The organism is Bradyrhizobium sp. CIR18 (genome assembly GCF_014198295.1).
Taxonomy (GTDB): domain Bacteria; phylum Pseudomonadota; class Alphaproteobacteria; order Rhizobiales; family Xanthobacteraceae; genus Bradyrhizobium.
In genome coordinates this window covers 1,238,740-1,254,614 of sequence record NZ_JACIHF010000001.1, presented here as the reverse complement: position 1 = coordinate 1,254,614, position 15,875 = coordinate 1,238,740, and the positions used below count along the sequence as shown (strand labels likewise).

The window sequence follows — 15,875 nt, the reverse complement described above, 5'->3', positions numbered from 1 at the left end:
TGTTGTTCCAGTTATCCTGACAGGTCCCGACACGAGCCTCTTGTGTTTACCGCCACATCCCGCGCATCTTTGCTCCGATGTCGACCTTCGGCCCCTGCGCGGCGGTGCGGGCCGCACCGCTTGCGGCCTTCGGCCAAGCGGTACGTTCGAACAGATAGACCAGCTGCTCCGGGATGAAGCGGGTGCGCGAGGCGTAGACGTGGCGGTCGCCCTTGGCGGCCTGGCCGTGGACGAAGAAGCGCTGGGGAACGACGAGGTGCAGATCGTCCTTGGCGCGCGTCATCGCGACGTAGAGCAGGCGTCGCTCCTCTTCGAGTTCGGCGCTGGTGCCGGCGCCGAGATCGGACGGCATGCAGCCGTCGACGACGTTGAGCACAAACACCGACTTCCACTCCTGGCCCTTGGCGGAATGGATGGTGGACAGGATCAGATAGTCCTCGTCGCGCAAGGGCGGCCCGGATTTGTCACTGGTCGCATCGGGCGGATCGAGCGTGAGCTCGGTCAAAAATTTCTCGCGCGAGGCATAGCCGCTCGCGATCTGCTCGAGCTGCATCAGATCGGCGCGGCGCGTCTCGGAATCCTCGTGGAGCCGATCGAGATGCGGCTCGTACCAGAGCCGTACGCGTTCGAGATCGACCGGCCATTCCGAATAGCGCAGGTTCTCGACGGTGCGGACGAAGTCGGTCCAGTCCGCGCCCGTGCGCGCGGGTATCGGGAGCTGGCCCAGCGTGTGAAGCGGATCGGTGCTCTCCGCCATCTGGTCGAGCACGCGCTGTGCGGTCGCGGGGCCGACACCCGGCAACAGATGCAAAATGCGGAAACCGGCGACACGGTCGCGCGGGTTCTCGGCAAAGCGCAGCAGCGCCAGCACGTCCTTGACGTGCGCGGCGTCGAGGAATTTCAGCCCGCCGAACTTGACGAACGGAATGTTGCGGCGGGTCAGCTCGATCTCGAGCGGGCCGGAATGCGAGGAGGTCCGGAACAGCACCGCCTGGTGCTTGAGCAGCGCGCCTTGCTCGCGGTTCGCCAGCACCTGTTCGACGATGTAGCGCGCCTGGTCGGCCTCCTTGTGCACGGTGACGAGCTGCGGCTTGTGCGAGGCGGTGCGGTCGGTCCACAGATTCTTGGTGAAGCGCTCGCGCGCAAGTCCAATCACGCCATTGGCCGCCGCCAGCACGGTCTGCGTCGAACGGTAGTTGCGGTCGAGCGTGATCATCTCGGCGCGGGGCGAGAAGCTCTGCGGAAAGTCCAGGATGTTGCGCACGGTGGCGGCGCGGAACGAATAGATCGACTGGGCGTCGTCGCCGACCACGGTGAGCCCGCGTCCGTCGGGCTTCAGCGCGAGGAGGATCGAAGATTGCAGGCGGTTGGTGTCCTGGTATTCGTCGACCAGAACGTGATCGAAGCGGCCGCCGATTTCCTCAGCGATCAACCCATCGCTCATCATCTGCGACCAGTACAGCAGCAGATCGTCGTAATCGAGCACGTGCTGGGCCTGCTTGGCCTCGACATAGGCCGCGAACAGCCCCTTCAGCTCGGCGGCCCAGCCCGCGCACCAGGGATAGTGCACCCCCAGCACCTTCTCGATCTCCATCTCGGCGTTGACGCAGCGCGAGTAGATCGACAGGCAGGTGCCCTTGGCCGGAAAGCGGCTCTCGGTCTTCGACAGGCCGCGCTCGTGCCGGACCAGGTTCATCAGGTCGGCGGAATCCTCGCGGTCGTGGATGGTGAAGGCGGGATCGACGCCGATCCGTTCGGCATATTCGCGCAGCAGCCGCGCGCCGATGCCATGGAAGGTGCCGGCCCAGGTCAGCGCATCGCGCATGATTGCGGCGTTGTTCTCGCCCAGCACCTTGCGGGCGATGCGCTCGACCCGGCCGGCCATCTCGGCCGCGGCGCGGCGGGAGAACGTCATCAGCAGGATGCGGCGCGGATCGGCGCCGGCGACGATCAGATGCGCGACGCGGTGGGCCAGCGTGTTGGTCTTGCCGGAGCCGGCGCCGGCAATGACGAGCAGGGGAGCGCCCACGGTCGCGCCATCGGCCACGCCATGCTCGACGGCGCGGCGCTGCTCCGCATTGAGCGTGTCCAGATATGTCGCCACGAATCGCCCCGGTGAAAGGGCGAGAGTCGGCGATCCCGTCGCGAATCGCAACGCGGCTGGACGGGACCGGGTTTAGGATTTAGGGGGAAAGACGACCCAAGGTTCCCTCCCGAAAAGCGCCCCCCGGCATGACCGAGCTCAAATCCGACCAGTTCGAGATGCGGCGGCTGGAATCGCTCAGCAACACCATTTTCGGTGTCGCCATGACGCTTTTGGCCTACGACCTGCCCAAGGCCGCGGTGTTCACCAGCGCGCCCGGCTGGAGCGATCTTGCCCATGTCTATTCCGGCAAGCTCGCCGGCTTCGCACTCAGCTTTATCATCGCCGGGGTGTTCTGGATCAGCCATCACCGGCGGCTGGCGCGCCAGCCGGTCGGCAGCCGCGGCGCGGTGATCCTCAACCTGTTCTTCCTGCTCTCGATCGTGCTGCTGCCTGTCACCAACGGCCTCTATACCAATTACAGCATGAGCAGTGCGGTTGCGGTGCTCTACGGGCTGCACCTGACCGCGATCGCCGGCCTCAATGCCTGGCTGTGGTGGACCATCCTCGGCAGCTGGCGCTACGAGATCATGGCCTCGCTGTTTCCGCTTCTGGTGTTCATTCCGGGCACGATCGTGGCGGCATTCGCCCCCCACGTCGCGCCCTTTGTCTGGTTCATCGCCTTCGGCGGGCTCCTGATCCAGCGCTTCTACGGTGCGCGGACCGGGCCGGGGGCGTGAGGCCGTGCCTCACCCGGACGTCGCGCCGAACCCATCGGCCGGCACGTAAAGCTTGACCGGGCGGATTTCGTAGACCGCAGTTGGATTGACCGCTCGCAGCTTGCGCGCCGCCGCGATCGCCTCCTCCTCGGTGGCACATTCCATGAGGTGGAAGCCCAGAAGCTGCTCCTTGGTCTCGGCAAACGGGCCGTCCAGCACCATGCCCGCGCCGGGGCCGCGCAAGGTGCGTGCCTTCCGGGTCTCATCCAGACGGGCGGCCGGACCGAACTGCCCGCTGGCCCGCAAGGGGGCCTGAACCTCGATGACCTTGGCCACGACCGCGGCGTCCTGCTCAGGCGTCCAGGACAGGATCTCGTCTTCCACGTGGTAGGCCAGGATGGCGTACAGCATCGTCACCTCGTTGTTTTTCTGCACCGATCCCAAAGGACGTAGCACCGCGGACGATGCCGACAATCCCCAAACAAGAATTCAAGCACAAAATATTGCGTAGCCATGCCGCGACGAAACCGTCCTGAAACCCGATTGCGGCGTTGCCGTGTGAACGCCGCCGGAAGTGGTCGCGACTGATGACCACAACAACAAGATTTCTGCTGGAGGCGGCAATGTCGGGTCACATCAAGATCATCTGCGACGCACGTCGGGCCGGACAATCTCAGACGGCCGATCTGCACGACCAAAGCGGCCATCACCGCTATTACGGCAGTTCGGCCGAGAATGGCGGCGAGCGCATCGTCGAAAGCCGGCGCGGCAAGCGTCCGCGCGCGCTCGGCGTTTGCGGCTTCTGAAGCCTCGCGCCCGATGTCCCATATGGACGTCCTGCAAATATCGATCGCGGCGATGCCGTTCCTGCTCGCGCTGACGAGCCGGACGAGCAAGGTCATCGTGCCGTGCCTGCTGACGAGCATCTTCACGGTGCTGCTCGGCGGGGAGCCTCACCGCGCAGTCGTGGCCTGGTGCGTCGGCATGCTGATTGCCGCCGTCGCCTTGCGCGAGCGGCTTCGCGCGGGCTGAGTAGGCGCCCGTTACGGGCCGTTCAAGACCTGCTTGACCAGGGCCTCACGCAGCGCCGCCAGTTCGCCGCTCGCCTCCATCTGAGCGATCACCTTGCCGACCTCAGGCACCAGGTCGCGATGGCGTTCATGCAGGTAATGGTAGATGTGGATACGCTGGAGCGGCGGCGAGAGCGGGTGGATCCTGGCCTGCAGATTGAGTTTCCGCACCGCCGCGAGCCCGCTGAAGAGATCGGTGACCATCACGTCGAAACGATCGGCATCGAGCATCCTGACCATGTTGTCGAGGCCAGTGGTCGCCGTAACGCGGGCCATGCCGCGCGTGCCGGCCTCCGAGGAGCCGACGCCGCGGACGATGCCGATGCTGTAGTCCCTGATCGAATCCCAGCCGGCGACGTCGAACCGGAGTTTGGTCGCAAACACTGCAGGCTCGATATAGTTGATCGCCGGCGTGACCTGGACCAGCGTCGGGTAGTCGCGCGAGAGCGTTCCGATGCGCTGGATCTCGCCGTCGACCGCGCCGGCACTCGACAGTGCGAGCGCACGCTTGCCGGGGACGTCCTCGAACTCCAGCTTGATGTTCAGCCTGGCGTAGACGGCCCGCAGCATCTCGCCGCCGACATATTGATCGGGGATGTCGGCGATGCGCGCCAGCCGGATGACCTCCTGCGCCTGCGATGGACCGCTTGCAAGCAGTGACAGGCAGGCGACGATAATCCGCCACATGACGCGCCTCCTCGTTGCCCGATGCTATCGCTGGATTTCCGATGTCCGCCCGATCTACCGGAGATGGCGCCTGCGCGTGGCCATAGCGACACTGCCCGCCCGAGGTGCAGGCGACTTCCGGACTTTCACCGATGTCATTCTACCACGCGAAGTGCTAGTTTGCGCGACAATCCTGCTGCCGGACGCAAGATATGACCCCGCCGACCTCAAGCCGCCCAGGGGTTGACAGGAAATCGGCCGACGGGATCGCCGCGCGCATCGCGGGACGGGGAAGTCTCGACGATCGAAATGCTCGAGGCTGCGACCGGTCGGCCGCGGCGTGCCGCCATTTCCGGGGATGTGGTGCATGGTCAAGGCTGGTGACGAGGACTCCAAGCGCGGCCGCGCCGTTGCACCGGCGGCTGCGAAGCAGGATTTGATCGGCACCGCGCTCGCGCCTTCGATGTTCGCCGCGCTGCTGTCCCGGCTCTTCAACTGGTCGCGCAGCGGCGTCGGGCCGCGCCTGCTCGCAGCCGTGCTGCTGTTCTCTTCGGTCGTGACGCTGACATTGACGGCGCTCCAGCTCTATCTCGATTATGATCGCGAGGTCGGCCTCATCGAGACCAGGCTCGAGGAGATCGGCCGCAGCACCACCGGCAGTCTCGGCGAGAGCCTATGGAATCTCGACCAGAACCAGCTCAAGCTCCAGCTCGACGGTATCCTGCGGCTGCCCGACATCCGCGCCGCCGAGGTGCGCGAGATTGCCGATCGTCCTAATCCGATCCGTCTCGCAGTCGGCGAGCCGAGCACCCGCTCAGTGGTGACGCGCGACTATCCGCTGAACACCATTGTGCAGGGGACCGCACGCGAGATTGGCGTGCTCCATGTCGAGGCGACGCTGACCGATGTCTATCAACATCTGCTGAACCGCGCGTTGGTCATCCTGGCAAGCCAGGCGGCCAAGACGTTCCTCGTCTCGCTGTTCATCATCTATATGTTCCATCTGCTGGTGACGCGGCATCTGGTCGCCATCGCCGAGTTCGTCAGCAAATACAGCCTGGCGCGGCCGCCGCCGCCTTTGCGCCTGGAGCGCCGGCCGCCCTACGATGCCGACGAGCTGGACAAGGTGATCGACGCCTTCAACGCCATGTGCGCGAACCTCCAGCGGGCCTATGGCGAGCTGCGCGAGGCCAATGCAAATCTCGAGCGCGACCTGACCATCCGCCAGCGCGCCGAAGAGGACGCGCGTGCGAGCGAGCAGCGTTTCCGCGACTATGCCGAGACCGCGTCCGACTGGTTCTGGGAGACCGGACCAGACCATCGGTTCACTTACATTTCCGACCGGGCCGGTGCCTTCAGCATGGACAGCAAGGCGCTGATCGGCAAGCGCCGCGCCGATGCCGCGTTCGGCCGCGACGCCGAGCCCGAGAAATGGCGCGCGCACATGGCGATGCTGGACCGCCACGAGCCGTTCCGGAAGTTCGAATATCGCGGCCGCGACACCGCCGGGCGGATGCATCATTTCAGCGTCAACGGCCAGCCGATCTTCGCCGCCGACGGACGCTTCATGGGCTATCGCGGCTCCGCGACCGATCTCACCAAGCAGCACGAAACCGAGGAGCGCTTACGTCAATCCCAGAAGATGGACGCGATCGGCCAGCTCACCGGCGGCGTCGCGCACGATTTCAACAACGTGCTCACGGTCATCACCGGCACCATCGAGATCATCCAGGAAGGGCTTGCGGACAAGCCCGAATTCGCCGCGATTGCGCAGCTGATCGACGATGCGGCCGCGCGCGGCGCGGAGATCACCTCGCAGCTGCTGACCTTCGCGCGCCGCCAGCCGCTGGAGCCGCGCGAGATCGACGTCAACGCCCTCGTGCTCGAGTCTACGAAGTTGCTGAGGCCGATCCTCGGCGCCCATATCGAGATCGTGACCCGGCTCGCCGATGACGCCTGGTCCGCGATGGCTGATCCCTCGCAGCTCTCCTCCGCGATCGTCAACCTCGCCGTCAACGCGCGCGACGCGATGCCGGACGGGGGCAAGCTCACGATCGAGACCGCGAACCGCGAGCTCGACGACACCGGCGTTGCCGGTGATGGCGATGCCGTTCGCGGCGCCTTCGTGATGGTCGCGGTCGGCGACACCGGCCACGGCATCCCCGCCGACATCCGCGAGCGCGTGTTCGAGCCGTTCTTCACCACCAAGGGCGTCGGTCGCGGCACCGGCCTCGGGCTCAGCATGGTCTACGGCTTTGCCAAGCAGACCGGCGGCACGGTCGCCGTCGAGAGCGAGGAGGGGCGCGGCACCGTGATGCGGCTGTTCCTGCCGCGATCGAAGGGCGAGGCGCCGGCCAGGACCGCGCCGGTCCAGGCGCTCGACACGGCACGCGGACATGAAACGATCCTTGTGGTCGAGGACGATCCCCTGGTGCAGGGCTATGTCATCGCCCGGCTCGGCAGCCTCGGCTATCGCACGCTGGTGGCCGGCGACGGCGCGTCCGCACTGGCGCTGGTCGACCAGGGCGCCAAATTCGATCTGCTGTTCACGGACATCATCATGCCCGGCGGCATGAACGGGCGGGAATTGGCCGACGCGATCCGGCTCCGCCGGCCGGGAGCAAGGGTGCTCTATACCTCCGGCTACACCGACAACGCCATGGTCCACGAAGGACATCTCGATTCCGGCGTGGCGCTGCTCAAGAAGCCCTACCGGAAGTCGGAGCTGTCGCAGAAGATTCGCGAGGTGCTTGCGGGCGAGCCGCCGGGTTGAAGCGCGCTCCCGGACGAAAAAGGCGCGGCGGGGGAAGCCCCGTCGCGCCCGATTCTTGCTCGCTGGTCCAGGGCTGAGAGCGCCCCGATGCCAAGCCTTTATCTAGAGCTTAGCGGGCGATCCCAGCGAGGTGACAGCGCTTGGTAAAAGACACTGGATCACCTCCTTTCGTTGGTTTCGGAAGATTTCAATATAGGGGGCATTGCCGCCGCTGTTAAGGGGCGGCGGATCCGCAGGAACCGGGCGCGATTCGCAAAGGCTCAGGACGGCCGGAAAGCGACCGCCTGAACAGTTGAGACCGCCGCCCGGCCGTGTTAGGGAGCCCGTAACGCGGGTGTAGCTCAATGGTAGAGCAGCAGCCTTCCAAGCTGAATACGAGGGTTCGATTCCCTTCACCCGCTCCAGTCTGTTTCATGGCGTTAGCGAGAGAGTTGGATTCATTCTGACCAACGGGCTGCTTCAGATGCCCGGATGCTCGCTTTCCGATCGGCTGTTTCGTGCATCCCACATTGACGGGCCAAACTCAGCCGCCCGCGAGGTGAAACCATGAGACCGTGCGGCAGGCGATCGTTGCCCTCATAAGCGCCGCAAAGCCACGCTGCTTGGGTTGCCACCTCCGCGTCGCGCCGTAAGGCTCTGTTCTCGCGCCGTCCGAAATTTTTTCTGACTTGGCCCAAGGATTCCGCCGTCTCGCCCGTCTCAATTGGTGAAGGCCTGGAAAATCTCTGTCCCGGCACCCCGGTCTATGGGTGGAACTGCTATGGTAGGAATAAGGCGCATGCGATTGTGGTCCCGGGCGGGACTGGCCGAGGGACCGGGTCACGATCCCGATTGTCTTGCTCAATCCTGTCGACCTTGAGGTAGGGGCATGGGGGGCGTCGTTCAGCTTGTGACCGCAGAGGTGACTGAGCCGCTGGATGGCGGCGCCACGGATGACGACCTCGTGAGTCTGGCCACGCAGGGCAATCGAGCCGCATTCGAAGCCTTGTTGCGGCGTCACTACGACCTCATGCACCGTGTTGCGTGGCGCATGACCGGCTCCCAGACTGACGCGCAGGACATTTGCCAGGATGTCTGCTGCGCGCTGGTGGAACGGATCGCTTCTTTCAGGGGGGAGGCGAAGTTCACGACCTGGCTGACCGGAATCGTCCGCAACGCCTGTCATGATCACCATCGGCGCCATTCGACGTTGGCGCGCCTGAAGGGCCACCTCGCCGTGCTTGCGGGAATAGCGGCGCCGCCGGATGGCAGGGATCTTTTTCGTCGCAGCTGGCTCGCGAGCGAACTGGCGCGGCTTTCGCCGCTGCTGCGCGAGACGGTCGTGCTTGTCGTCGGCGAAGGCATGACGCACGCGGAGGCGGCCACAGCGCTCGGCGTCACCGAGTCGACCATCTCCGGCCGCATGCACGAGGTGAGGCGACAGACGAGTCTCGCGAAGGACATTGGCGATGAGCACTGATCACAACACCATGCGTTTGCCCGACCCTCCGCCGTCGGCGCCGGAAGCGCGTGACGCGGCTGTGCAACAGGCGTTGCTGCGCTTCGATCAAAAAATCGCCGAGAAGGGCCAAGGAAATCCGACCGACATCCGTCTCATCGAGCGAACCGCCGCGCCTTTGCGGCCGTCGCACGAGAGGACTGTCATGAATCGTACGCGATATCTCCTGGCTGCCAGCCTGGCCTGTATTGTTGCCGGATCGGGCACCTATCTCCATCTCATGCGGGCGTCGCAGTCGCTAGATGGCGCTGCGCCCGTCGAGCAGAAGCTCGCGAGCAACGACGTCGCTCAAGCTCCCCGGACAGCGCAAGCGAAGAAGGAAAGCGAAAGCCAGGCCCAACTGCAAACGCAAATCCAAATCGCTGCTGCAGACGCAAAGCGCAGCAAGGAGGCCGCCGCGCCTTCGATTGCGGCGGCACCGCCGCCCGCCGGGCCGCGTGTAGAAGATCAGATCGCCGGGCGGGTGGCTTTGGCTCCGCAGGCGCCTTCCATGACGGCGCCCGGCCAGGTGCAGGGTCTCGTGCCGCCTTTTGCCGCCCGTAGCCGCTTTGCGGACGATCTCACTCTCTCGCGCGCGCTGGCGGACGTCCAGCGCGACCGCAGCAAGCGTGAGCCCGCTATTGGCGCGCCCGAGCCCGTCGGCCGCGACAAGTTTGCGAATGCGCCGGAAAACGCCTTCAAGGTCGCGCGCGATGCACCGGTCTCGACATTCTCCATTGATGTCGATACGGCGTCGTACGCATTCGTACGCGCCCAGCTCAACCGCAATGTCCTGCCGCCGCCCGCGTCCGTTCGGACGGAGGAGCTGATCAATTACTTTCCCTATGCCTATGAAGCGCCCGCATCGGCGAGCGAACCGTTCCGGGCCAACGTTGCCGTGTTTCCGAACCCCTGGGCGGAAGGCCGCAAGCTCATTCGCATCGGTGTCAAGGGTTATGCGCTGCAACAGACAAACCGGCCACGCGCGAATCTGGTTTTCCTGATCGATACATCGGGCTCGATGCAGCCGCAAAACCGGTTGCCGCTCGTGAAGCAGTCGCTCGCCATGCTCGTCACCCAGTTGCAACCCGAGGACCGCATCGCGATCGTGACCTATGCAGGGAATGCCGGCACGGCGCTCGAACCCACTTCCGTGTCCGAGAAAGCGAAAATCCTGGCGACGATCGACCGGCTCGAGGCGGGCGGCAGCACGGCGGGCGCCGAAGGCATCAGGCAAGCCTATGCGCTGGCCGAGCAGAACTTCGACGCCAGCGGCGTCAACCGCGTCATCCTCGCGACCGACGGCGACTTCAATGTCGGCATCACGAACAAGGATGAATTGAAAGGCTTCGTCGAGCGTCAGCGCGAAAAGGGCATTTTCCTGTCCGTGCTCGGCGTTGGTGCCGGCAATTACAACGACGCGTTGGCGCAGACGCTGGCGCAGAACGGTAACGGCGTCGCCGCCTACATCGATACGATCAACGAGGCGCGCAAGGTGCTGGTCGAGGAGGCAAGTTCGACGCTATTTCCGATCGGCAAGGATGTGAAGATCCAGATCGAGTTCAATCCCGCAACCGTCGCCGAATATCGGCTGATCGGCTACGAGACCCGACTTCTCAATCGCGACGATTTCGCAAACGACAAGGTCGACGCCGGCGACGTCGGCTCGGGGCAAACCGTGACGGCGCTCTACGACATCGTGCCTGTCGGCGGGCCTCGAACGGTCGACGATCTCAGATACGGTGCGGGGGCTCCGGCGACCGGCTCGCCGTCGCCAGCCGAATATGCCTTCGTCAAGATCCGTTACAAGCTGCCGCGATCCGATCAAAGCGTGCTGATCAGCACACCCGTCGATCGCGGGTCCGAACAGGAGCGGTTCGAGGACGCGCCGCTCGATGCCCGCTTTGCAACCAGTGTGGCCGCGTTCGGCGAGATTCTACGTGGCGGAAAGCACACCGCCCGGTTCGGCTATGACGACGTGTTGCGTATCGCCTCGGCAGCACGCGGCGACGACCCTTACGGCTATCGCTCCGAGTTCCTTCAGTTGGTGCGCGCGGCCAAAACCGCGAGCGCAATGCAGCCGCTGCGCCCTTGATCGATGTCCGATTCTCTCGGCTTGGGGCGGGGCCGACGCGGGTGACCACGATGCCGCCGCGCGCGGCCATCGTGACGTCGGCCTGCAAAAAGAAAGCATCGAGCATACTGATCTCTGCCCGCGAGAAGGATGGCCCAGCCGTGCCGGCCTGATCCAGGTCAATGTCCCGCGCGCCGGATGGTCTATTCGTTGGTCGCAACTTCGGGAAGACCATGACATGACCCACAAGCCGATCGATTGGACGCCAGATCTCACGCTGCCGACCTCCAAACCCACCGTCCAGCACTTCATCGCAGACGTTGGCGGTGACCGCCTGGAGATTGATACCGCGCCCTGGGACGAGGCCGATCTCACGGTCAACGGTCAACCGGTTGCTCACATCGCGGCGGCGCCGAGCGCCGGGGATGCGTTTCGGGCGCTCGAAACGATCGCGGAAGATTTCGAAGCCGGCAAGGATGCGCGTCTGGGTCAGGCGATCGAGGATGACGAGGTCCGCGAACGGCTGGGTCTGACGCGCATTTAGGGCCATCGCGATCAGCGCGAATGGCGAGTTCGCCGCCGCGCTCAGCGCCATCCGCGCGCGTCGGAACGAGGCGGCGCGGATCCCCCAGGAACCATCGCACGACGCACGAGTTGGCCGGTCGGGCAGGACCGAAAATCACACGAGGCCGACCGTGCAAGACGACATGCGCGTGCGAACCACCGCGCAGATCGCGGGTCATCCGATTCATCCGATGCTGGTGCCGATCCCGATCGCGTGCTTCGTCGGGGCGCTCTTGACCGACATCGCCTATGTCGCCAGCGCCGAGATCATGTGGGCGAATTTTTCCGCCTGGCTTCTGCTCGCTGGCGTCGTCTTCGGCGTGCTGGCGGCGATCGCGGGCCTGATTGATTTCCTCGGCAACCGCCTGGTGCGGGCGCAGATGCCGGCATGGCCGCATCTGATCGGAAATGCCGTGGCGCTGATCCTGGCCATCGTCAACGCGCTGATCCATACGCGCGATGCCTGGACCTCGGTGTGGCCGACCGGGCTCGTCCTGTCCGTGATCACGGTGCTGATCCTGCCCGTCACCGGCTGGCTCGGCTGGGCCATGGTCTATCGCCACGGCGTAGGAGTTGCACGATGATATCGAAGCTTGCCCGCGCGCTGTTCTGTTCCTCGCTGCTGCTCTTGTCTGCTTGCGACGACGGCAGCGGCGATCCGAAGGCGCAGATCGGGGCCAATCCTAAGCTTCCCGACATCCAGCAATATCTGCTGCCGCCGGTCCACATCGCGCGCATCGTCGGCTGGAAGAAGGACGAGACGCCGAGTGTGGCGCAAGGTCTGCAGGTCAAGGCCTTCGCGACCGGTCTGCAGCATCCGCGGTTCCTCTATGTGCTGCCCAATGGTGACGTGCTGGTGGCGGAATCCAAGGCGCCGAAGGGGGCCGGGATCAAGCGGCCCAAAGAGATCGTCATGGGCTACATCGAGTCCTGGGCGACCTCGGGCGGCAACGACACCGGGCCGGGCAACCGCATCACGCTACTGCGCGACAGCAATGGCGACGGCGTGCCGGAGACGCAAAGCGTCTTCCTCGACCATCTCAATTCGCCCTTCGGCATCGCGCTGGTTGGCAACGACCTCTATGTCGCCAACGCCGATGCGATCGTCAAATATCCCTACACGGAAGGCGACACCAAGATCACCGCGCCGGGCACGGTGCTGACGCCGCTGCCGGGTGGGCCGATCAACCATCACTGGACCAAGAGCCTGGTCGCGAGCGCCGACGGCTCGAAACTCTATGCCGGCGTCGGCTCCAACAGCAACATCACCGAGAACGGCATGGAGGCCGAGCACAACCGCGCGGCGATCCTCGAGGTCGATCGTGCCAGCGGCCGCTGGCGCGTGTTCGCAAGCGGCCTGCGCAATCCGAACGGGCTCAGCTTCGAGCCGCAGAGCGGCGCGTTGTGGACGGTGGTGAACGAGCGCGACGAACTCGGTCCCGATCTCGTCCCTGACTACATGACCTCGGTGAAGGACGGCGGCTTTTACGGCTGGCCCTATAGCTATTACGGCCAGCACGTCGATCCCCGCGTCAAGCCGCAGCGACCGGATCTCGTCGCCAAGGCGATCGTGCCGGATTATGCCCTGAGCTCGCATGTCGCCCCGCTCGGGCTCGTCTTCAACACCGGCTCCGGCCTGCCGGCCGCCTATCGTGGCGGCGCCTTCGTCGGCGAGCATGGCAGCTGGAACAGGCTGGTGCTCAACGGCTACAAGGTCGTGTTCGTGCCGTTCACGGACGGCAAGCCGAGCGGACCGGCGCAGGACGTCGTGACGGGCTTTTTGAACAGCGACAACCAGGCGCGTGGCCGTCCCGTCGGCGTCGCCATCGACAAGACTGGCGCGTTGCTGATCGCAGACGACAGCGGCAACACGGTGTGGCGCGTCACAGCTGCGCATCCGCAGTTGACGCAACGATAGGCCCGCCGGCGCGTTATCGGACAGACGGTGAAAGCCAAATTCTGAAACTCAAAGCCAGGAGTTGGACAATGGGCCTTGCTCAATATGCCATCGTGCCGGTGAGGGACGAATGGGGCGTGCTGCACGACGGCGACGTCAAGAACACATACGCCACCAAGGAAGCTGCATTCGAATCGGCGGTCGCCGCCGCATCCCTCGCGCTGCGTGAGGGACATGAAGTCCAGGTCAGCGTGCCTGGCCGCGAAGCCGGAGGCAACGCGCTCGGCGTCCAGGACAACGCTTGAGAAGGAAGACGCGATGACCAAGCCGCGTGAGCCGAACGGCGTCGAGCCATCCCGTTCCGAGGACGACATCCAGCGGGAGCAGCTGGGTCCCCGCGGCGTGCCCGGTGCGCCTGATCCGGCCAAGATGACCCCGCAGCGCGACAAGAAGACGCCCAAGCACGTCGATCCCGGCCACACCGCGTGAGGCGGCGCGGCGGCCCAACATGATCAGACGATCAATCGTCCGCGCCGCGCGGCGATCCCGATCGCAACCTCGGCACCCGCGTTGAAGTCGAGACGGTCGGCTTCAATGCCGTCGCTGAAGATGACGCCGTTTTCCGCCATCAGCGAGCGTATGCGCAACTGGTCCGCCGAGGCGAGCCGGCCGCAGACGAGATGGGTCTGCGAATGGCGGCTGGGGAAGGGCTCGCGCACCGCGAAGCGCAGCTCCGGCGCGTCCCAGGGCAGGGCCTCGTAACCGGTCAGCGGGGGAGGCTGCCCAACAAGGCTGCCGGCAATGGCTAGCGAGCCGGTGACGATGCTCTTGAACCAGGCGGTCGATCCGAGGCCGGTCGAGACGATCAGTCCGCTCGAAGATTGCCGTTCCGTCGCTCCGCCGGCGGCAATCTCGTAGATCGCGGAGACATGCGTCCGTGCGCCGATGAACAAATCATTGACGGCGTAGAGCACCTGGCCATCGTTGAGCCGTGCTTCCGCCATCGTCACGGCCTGGCTGCCGCGCTTCTCAGTGGCGACCTCCGGCAGGAGCTTGGCGAGGTCGCGCGGCGCGAAGGGCAGGAGGATGCCGTCGTGGCGCGCGGGATCCGGATTGAGCCCGATCAGCGGATGGTCATCGAGATATTTCATCGTGTTGGCGACGACGCCGTCCTGGCCGAGCGCGACCACGATGTCGTCCGGCCCGAAGAGGAAGTTCGGCAGGAAGCCGCGGTCGATGACCTGATAGCGCCCCCATTGCTCCAGCACTTGCAGCGTCGTGTGACGCTGGGCACGATAGACCTCGTGCTCGCGCTCATAGTCGGAGAAGTCGGCGCCGAGATGCTCGACATAGAAGCGCGCCTGTGCCGCCGTCAGGTGGCGCGCGATCAGGTCCTCCAGCCTGGTCTTGCGCGTCACCAGCACCACCTTGCGGTCATTGGCGGCGGGCATTGGCGGCCTCCGTCGGCTTCGGCTTCTCCATCAATTGGCTGAGCAGGTCCGGCGAGACGTTGAGCTGGCCGATCTTCTCGGCCTTCTCGGCAATGCCGGAGAAGGCTTGTGCGATCAGCTGACCCGGCTGCATGCCGGCAGCGGCAAGCGCCTGGATCACGCGGGTGTCGACGCCCTCGAAGATCTTCATCAGCGCGCCGACGCGATAGGCCTCGGCGTCGGCCAGCGTCCTGGTATTCTCGGCATTGAGGCCGACGAAATCCTTGCGCTTGCCTTCCAGCACGATGTCCGCGGCCATGCCGGCCTCGCGCAGCTCATTGCGCTTTGCCGCAACGCTCGCCTCGGCGTCCATCTGGGTCTCGCGAATTGACCGCTTCTTCTGCTCGACCGCGATCTCGGTGTCGAGCTCGCTCTCGCGAATGGCGCGTTCCTGCTCGACGGCGAAGTTGCGCCGGGCGAAGATGGCTTCGTCCGCGTTCTTCAGGATCGCTTCGCGCGCTTGCGCCTCCAGCGCCTTCGCGGTGTCCGGCGTCGGCTTGATGCCGCGGATCGACACGCCGAGGATTTCGAGGCCGAGAGCTGCGATGTCGGCGCGCGCCCTCAAGCCGCCCGCGATGATGTCGGCGATGCGGTCGGACGCCTGCAACGCGTCCCTCAGCGTCAGTTCCTTCACCGCTTGCTGGGCGAGGACCTCGACCGTGCCGAGGATGCGTTCCGGCAGCTTTTCCGGATCGTCGCTCGCATAGGTCTTGCCGTCAGCCTTCAGGGTGAAGTCGAGCATCGAGGCCGCCTTCTTCGGGTCGCTGACGCGATAAGTCACCTGGCCCTGCACGGTCAGCGTCTGAAAGTCGCGCGCGGTCTGCTCGAAGATGAACGAGGCGTCGCGGCTGCCGATGGGCACCGCGACCAGCATGGTCACCGGCGCGTAATACAGCGCGGAAAGACCAGCACCCTCGGCGACGATCGCGCCGGCGCGATACTTCATCAGATAGGTGGTGGGCTGGGCCTTGATGAACCTGACGCCGAACATGTGTTTCTCCAACGGCTGCAATAAGTGTGTCTGAGCAACTAAGTAAGTTGGACTGTACAACTAACTATGCT

General features: G+C 65.1%; 16 protein-coding genes and 1 tRNA gene. 12 read left to right on the top strand and 5 right to left on the bottom strand.

Annotated features, from left to right (window positions below; all coding sequences use genetic code 11):
* Positions 1–46: 46 nt before the first annotated feature.
* Positions 47–2,104: an ATP-dependent helicase gene (locus tag GGD65_RS06200; RefSeq protein ID WP_183234660.1), complete on the bottom strand. Its 2,058-nt coding sequence runs from the start codon at positions 2,102–2,104 to the stop codon at positions 47–49.
* A gap of 128 nt (positions 2,105–2,232) precedes the next feature.
* Here GGD65_RS06200 and GGD65_RS06195 point away from each other — a divergent pair, with 128 nt between their 5' ends.
* Positions 2,233–2,823 carry a TMEM175 family protein gene (locus GGD65_RS06195; protein ID WP_018322195.1) on the top strand — a complete coding sequence of 197 codons (591 nt, stop codon included), beginning with the start codon at positions 2,233–2,235 and terminating at the stop codon, positions 2,821–2,823.
* A 9-nt stretch (positions 2,824–2,832) separates the two neighbouring features.
* Here GGD65_RS06195 and GGD65_RS06190 read toward each other — a convergent pair whose 3' ends face one another.
* A complete protein-coding gene (locus tag GGD65_RS06190; RefSeq protein WP_026202701.1) occupies positions 2,833–3,213 on the bottom strand; it encodes a YciI family protein in 381 nt (126 codons plus the stop codon).
* A 212-nt stretch (positions 3,214–3,425) separates the two neighbouring features.
* On the opposite strand from GGD65_RS06190, the gene GGD65_RS06185 reads away from it, so the two are divergent.
* Complete coding sequence (locus GGD65_RS06185) at positions 3,426–3,608, top strand: hypothetical protein (protein ID WP_038950498.1); 183 nt, start codon at positions 3,426–3,428, stop codon at positions 3,606–3,608.
* A 22-nt stretch (positions 3,609–3,630) separates the two neighbouring features.
* Positions 3,631–3,834 carry a hypothetical protein gene (locus tag GGD65_RS06180; RefSeq protein WP_183234659.1) on the top strand — a complete coding sequence of 68 codons (204 nt, stop codon included), beginning with the start codon at positions 3,631–3,633 and terminating at the stop codon, positions 3,832–3,834.
* A gap of 11 nt (positions 3,835–3,845) precedes the next feature.
* On the opposite strand, the gene GGD65_RS06175 is transcribed toward GGD65_RS06180, so the two are convergent.
* Entirely contained in the window at positions 3,846–4,559 is a 714-nt protein-coding gene (locus GGD65_RS06175; RefSeq protein WP_183233182.1) for an ABC transporter substrate-binding protein, read from the bottom strand.
* 346 nt (positions 4,560–4,905) lie between these two features.
* Here GGD65_RS06175 and GGD65_RS06170 point away from each other — a divergent pair, with 346 nt between their 5' ends.
* From GGD65_RS06170 to GGD65_RS06130, 9 genes are all read left to right on the top strand, one after another.
* Positions 4,906–7,311, top strand: coding sequence for an ATP-binding protein (locus GGD65_RS06170; RefSeq protein ID WP_183234658.1), 2,406 nt, complete (start codon positions 4,906–4,908; stop codon positions 7,309–7,311).
* A gap of 330 nt (positions 7,312–7,641) precedes the next feature.
* A tRNA-Gly gene (locus GGD65_RS06165) sits at positions 7,642–7,715 on the top strand.
* Between the two features lie 464 nt (positions 7,716–8,179).
* On the top strand, positions 8,180–8,770 hold the full coding sequence (locus GGD65_RS06160; RefSeq protein ID WP_183234657.1) for an RNA polymerase sigma factor: 591 nt from the start codon (positions 8,180–8,182) through the stop codon (positions 8,768–8,770).
* A gap of 184 nt (positions 8,771–8,954) precedes the next feature.
* On the top strand, positions 8,955–10,883 hold the full coding sequence (locus GGD65_RS06155) for a VWA domain-containing protein (protein WP_246783197.1): 1,929 nt from the start codon (positions 8,955–8,957) through the stop codon (positions 10,881–10,883).
* Positions 10,884–11,100: 217 nt separating this feature from the next.
* Positions 11,101–11,406: a hypothetical protein gene (locus GGD65_RS06150; protein ID WP_183234655.1), complete on the top strand. Its 306-nt coding sequence runs from the start codon at positions 11,101–11,103 to the stop codon at positions 11,404–11,406.
* Between the two features lie 163 nt (positions 11,407–11,569).
* Positions 11,570–12,010, top strand: coding sequence for a DUF2231 domain-containing protein (locus tag GGD65_RS06145; RefSeq protein WP_183234960.1), 441 nt, complete (start codon positions 11,570–11,572; stop codon positions 12,008–12,010).
* Positions 12,007–13,344: a sorbosone dehydrogenase family protein gene (locus tag GGD65_RS06140; RefSeq protein WP_183234654.1), complete on the top strand. Its 1,338-nt coding sequence runs from the start codon at positions 12,007–12,009 to the stop codon at positions 13,342–13,344. Before GGD65_RS06145 ends, GGD65_RS06140 begins: the two co-directional genes overlap by 4 nt.
* A 68-nt stretch (positions 13,345–13,412) precedes the next feature.
* Positions 13,413–13,628 (top strand): hypothetical protein, encoded by a 216-nt coding sequence (locus GGD65_RS06135; protein ID WP_018322207.1) that lies wholly within the window; start codon positions 13,413–13,415, stop codon positions 13,626–13,628.
* Between the two features lie 13 nt (positions 13,629–13,641).
* Positions 13,642–13,812 (top strand): hypothetical protein, encoded by a 171-nt coding sequence (locus GGD65_RS06130; protein WP_018322208.1) that lies wholly within the window; start codon positions 13,642–13,644, stop codon positions 13,810–13,812.
* A 23-nt stretch (positions 13,813–13,835) separates the two neighbouring features.
* Here GGD65_RS06130 and GGD65_RS06125 read toward each other — a convergent pair whose 3' ends face one another.
* Together GGD65_RS06125 and GGD65_RS06120 are read right to left on the bottom strand one after the other, a co-directional pair.
* Entirely contained in the window at positions 13,836–14,774 is a 939-nt protein-coding gene (locus tag GGD65_RS06125; protein WP_018322209.1) for a sugar kinase, read from the bottom strand.
* Positions 14,758–15,804, bottom strand: a complete 1,047-nt coding sequence (locus GGD65_RS06120; RefSeq protein WP_038972347.1) for an SPFH domain-containing protein — start codon at positions 15,802–15,804, stop codon at positions 14,758–14,760. The genes GGD65_RS06125 and GGD65_RS06120 overlap by 17 nt, the downstream gene beginning before the upstream one ends.
* Positions 15,805–15,875: the final 71 nt, after the last annotated feature.

Excerpts from the sequence above, each read along its gene's own strand:
- GGD65_RS06195 (WP_018322195.1), top strand. The coding sequence starts at position 2,233 with ATGACCGAGCTCAAATCCGACCAGTTCGAGATGCGGCGGCTGGAATCG.
- GGD65_RS06190 (WP_026202701.1), bottom strand. The coding sequence starts at position 3,213 with ATGCTGTACGCCATCCTGGCCTACCACGTGGAAGACGAGATCCTGTCC.
- GGD65_RS06185 (WP_038950498.1), top strand. The coding sequence starts at position 3,426 with ATGTCGGGTCACATCAAGATCATCTGCGACGCACGTCGGGCCGGACAA.
- GGD65_RS06180 (WP_183234659.1), top strand. The coding sequence starts at position 3,631 with ATGGACGTCCTGCAAATATCGATCGCGGCGATGCCGTTCCTGCTCGCG.
- GGD65_RS06175 (WP_183233182.1), bottom strand. The coding sequence starts at position 4,559 with ATGTGGCGGATTATCGTCGCCTGCCTGTCACTGCTTGCAAGCGGTCCA.
- GGD65_RS06170 (WP_183234658.1), top strand. The coding sequence starts at position 4,906 with ATGGTCAAGGCTGGTGACGAGGACTCCAAGCGCGGCCGCGCCGTTGCA.
- GGD65_RS06160 (WP_183234657.1), top strand. The coding sequence starts at position 8,180 with ATGGGGGGCGTCGTTCAGCTTGTGACCGCAGAGGTGACTGAGCCGCTG.
- GGD65_RS06155 (WP_246783197.1), top strand. The coding sequence starts at position 8,955 with ATGAATCGTACGCGATATCTCCTGGCTGCCAGCCTGGCCTGTATTGTT.
- GGD65_RS06150 (WP_183234655.1), top strand. The coding sequence starts at position 11,101 with ATGACCCACAAGCCGATCGATTGGACGCCAGATCTCACGCTGCCGACC.
- GGD65_RS06145 (WP_183234960.1), top strand. The coding sequence starts at position 11,570 with ATGCGCGTGCGAACCACCGCGCAGATCGCGGGTCATCCGATTCATCCG.
- GGD65_RS06140 (WP_183234654.1), top strand. The coding sequence starts at position 12,007 with ATGATATCGAAGCTTGCCCGCGCGCTGTTCTGTTCCTCGCTGCTGCTC.
- GGD65_RS06135 (WP_018322207.1), top strand. The coding sequence starts at position 13,413 with ATGGGCCTTGCTCAATATGCCATCGTGCCGGTGAGGGACGAATGGGGC.
- GGD65_RS06130 (WP_018322208.1), top strand. The coding sequence starts at position 13,642 with ATGACCAAGCCGCGTGAGCCGAACGGCGTCGAGCCATCCCGTTCCGAG.
- GGD65_RS06125 (WP_018322209.1), bottom strand. The coding sequence starts at position 14,774 with ATGCCCGCCGCCAATGACCGCAAGGTGGTGCTGGTGACGCGCAAGACC.
- GGD65_RS06120 (WP_038972347.1), bottom strand. The coding sequence starts at position 15,804 with ATGTTCGGCGTCAGGTTCATCAAGGCCCAGCCCACCACCTATCTGATG.